The following is a 3,067-nucleotide window of genomic DNA, read 5'->3' as shown; positions in this document are numbered from 1 at the left end:
GCCCCGTCACGTTCGAAGGGCTCAACCTGCCCTCAGACGCCGTCGAGTGACCTCACCTCGGGTGTCCGTGCAACGGGAGGAAGCTCAAACGGGATGTGAGAGAGGCGGTCGGGGCCAACCATGACGACAATCGGTGGTGGCCGACCTTCGTCACCGACCCTCGCGTGCGGATGCTGGTCACCGGGTGGAGCAGCCGCGTCTCGTACACGATGATCGACACCTATGCCGCCGTGGTGAAGGCCGCCGACTCCCACGGCTGGGACCAGCTGACCGGCATGGACGACGTCCGCCTCACCACCGTCGTGAGGTCCATCGGCTTGACCGAGGCACGCATCGGCTACCTGCGCTCCCTGCACCAGTTCCTGGACGGCCGAGACATCGAGGAACTGCTAACGCAACCGGCGACCGAGTTCATCGTCGACTTCGCCGCCAGCGTGAGCGGCGCCTCCTACAAGATCGCGCAATGCGCCGCCCTGTACTCCCGCGGCTACCACTGCGGGATCATCCCGGTCGACTCCGGCATGGTCGATCTCCTCGCCCCCACGATGGGGATACGGCTGGAGAAGGGCCCCAAAGCGCACGAACGCATGCGGGACCTGCTGGAAACCTGCGCCGCCCAGCACGCCGACCACTACCGAACCCTGATCGCCCGGCACGGCTACTCCGTCACGCTCCCAGAGCAGACGGCACCGACGTGGTGGCTGCACCTGGTCCTCATCTACTTCAAGCGCCTCTACCTCAACAAGCCGACCAGCGGCCGCCTATGCACCCGGCGCCCCGTCTGCCCCGACCTGCTGGACTGCAGCCACACCAGACCGACCCCATGACCACCCTGGGCGTGATCGGGAACATTTCCATCGACACCACCCACTACCCCGACGGCCGCACTTGCCACCTCCTCGGTGGCGCGGCCCTGCACGTCGCGCTCGCCGCCGCACAAGCCGGCCTGCCCGCACGGCCGGTCGCCGTCACCGGTGACGGCCTCACCCTTCTTCACAGCGACCCCCGGCTGGACGACCTCGACCTACGCCACGTATCGACCGTGTGGGGCCCGGACTGCCGGTTCGACCTCACCTACAACCGTGACGGCCGGGTCACCGGCGTGCACAGCGACTACGGTGTCGCCACCACGCTGACCAGCCACGCTTTGACCGCGCTGGAGGACCCGGACGTCGATCACTGGCATGTCGCCTGTCGCCGCCCCCTCAACACCACCCAGATACTCGCTCGCCTGCTGGAACTCGGGCGGCCGTTCAGCGTCGACTTCCACCTGGCCAGCGCAGACGAACACATCCCCGCCGCTCGAACCGCGCTGCCCTTCGCCCAGGTGGTCTTCGTCAACACCACCGAACACCAGATCCTGACCCGCCACATCCCCGCCGCGTCTCTCCCGGCCGTGCTGGTGTCCGATGGCCCGAAAACCGCCGTCCTGCGGCGGCACGGCGTCCAAGTCGCCACCGCCGTCCCGCCGCCGATCACGGCGCAGGAGGTGACAGGGGCCGGCGACACCCTCGCCGGAACCTTCCTTGCCTTCACCGCCTCCGGCGTCGGCGACCAAGACGCACTGACCGGCGCGGTCACCGCCGCCTCCCGCCGCGCCGCATCCCCAGGTCTTCGGCATCGCACCTGAAGGGACCCTCTTGTGGCCCAGTACTACATCGCCCACCGCCTGTTCGCCGCCCACGACCGAGCCCTCGCAGCCACGCTCGCCCACCGCCTGGCCGAGGAACACGGACCCGGGTCGGTGTTCCTGCCGTTCTGCGACACCGACGAAGAGAACCTCATCGCCGAAACCAAAGGCCGCCTGCTGTTCGAGCTGGACACCCAATGCCTGGAAGGCATCACCGCGATGGCCGCCATCCTTCACGGGCCCAGCCTCGACGACGGCGTCTGCATGGAGATCGGCCACGCCGCCGCCCGCGGCATCCCCGTCATCGCCCTCACCAGCGACTTCCTTACCTACGGCCCCACCCCCGACGACCCCGCCCACTGCCCATTCCCCGACCCGCTCCTGACCGCGGCCACCAGCGCCGTCATCAGAACGCACCGCCTCGGCGCCGCACCACTACCCGCCAGCCCCACCTACACCGACTTCCTCACCCAGAACCTGGCCACGATCGACGACCTCATAGACCAGACCGTCCGCGCCACCCACAGACTGCCCCGACCACCCACACCGTTTCCCACACTCAACAACCAGCGGCGCATCGCCTACGTCGAACCATCGCCCTACGGCCTGGACGACCAGATACACGACGCCGTCGACATGCTGCGGGAAACCGGCTGGGACATCCACCTCGCCGACCGCTTCAACGACGGCGAAGCAGTCTCAGAGCGGGCCGAAGCTGACTGGGCAGCCCTCGCCGACTCCCATATCGCCGTCGTCGACGTGCGCGGCCCGGAGACGCCGCCCGGCGCGGCCATGGTCATCGGCGCTTGCGCAGCGACCGGACGTCCGGTCTACGCGCCAGACCCGCGATGTTGGTGGACCTTCGCGGACGGACGCGAACCCAACTACCGCAACCTAATGATCCAGTACGGGCTCACCGCAACCTTCGACCGCCCCCAAGACGTCCCCGTTCTGGTGGCCGCTCGATGAACTCCGACCTGGCACGGTGGGCCGCCCACCACGAAGTCATCGTCCTGGAGGGCTGCGACGGCGTCGGCAAGACCACCCTCGCCACCAAACTCGCCCACCACCACGGATACCAACACCTCCACGCCACCCGCACCCCCGACGGCATCGACCTCGCGGAGCGCTACCGCACCATCCTCGCTACGCCCGGCCGACTCGTCCTGGACCGCTGCTTCATCAGCGAACTGGTGTACGGCCCGCTGCTGCACGGCCGGTCCCGCCTCACTCTCGAACAGGTATGCGACCTGACCGCTGCTGTGGGCTCCCGGGAAGGGCTTCTCGTTCATCTGACGGCCCCACCTGAGACCATCGCCGCGCGCCTGCACCAGCGAGACGGCACCGCCCCCAGTCTCTCTGAGGTGCCACGGATCTTCCGGACAGGGCCCCAACTAGAGTTGGGGAGAACCGGAAGGGAAGGTCGTTGGCACGACA

4 protein-coding genes are annotated in these 3,067 nt (G+C 68.3%); all 4 read left to right on the top strand.

Annotated elements, in window-relative coordinates; genetic code table 11:
- The first annotated feature begins 164 nt into the window (after positions 1–164).
- Positions 165–827: a hypothetical protein gene (locus BJF79_RS35590; protein WP_262403055.1), complete on the top strand. Its 663-nt coding sequence runs from the start codon at positions 165–167 to the stop codon at positions 825–827.
- The gene (locus BJF79_RS35585) at positions 824–1,630 is read left to right on the top strand and encodes a carbohydrate kinase family protein (RefSeq protein ID WP_075904021.1); all 807 of its coding nucleotides are present in this window, start codon (positions 824–826) and stop codon (positions 1,628–1,630) included. Before BJF79_RS35590 ends, BJF79_RS35585 begins: the two co-directional genes overlap by 4 nt.
- A 12-nt stretch (positions 1,631–1,642) precedes the next feature.
- Entirely contained in the window at positions 1,643–2,599 is a 957-nt protein-coding gene (locus tag BJF79_RS35580; protein WP_075904019.1) for a nucleoside 2-deoxyribosyltransferase, read from the top strand.
- On the top strand, positions 2,596–3,067 hold a 472-nt coding region (locus BJF79_RS35575), incomplete at its 3' end, for an AAA family ATPase (protein WP_075904018.1). The genes BJF79_RS35580 and BJF79_RS35575, both read left to right, overlap by 4 nt.

It is taken from the genome of Actinomadura sp. CNU-125, assembly GCF_001942465.1.
Classification (GTDB): domain Bacteria; phylum Actinomycetota; class Actinomycetes; order Streptosporangiales; family Streptosporangiaceae; genus Spirillospora.
This window is presented reverse-complemented; position numbering and strand designations above follow the sequence as displayed.

Excerpts from the sequence above, each read along its gene's own strand:
- BJF79_RS35585 (WP_075904021.1), top strand. The coding sequence starts at position 824 with ATGACCACCCTGGGCGTGATCGGGAACATTTCCATCGACACCACCCAC.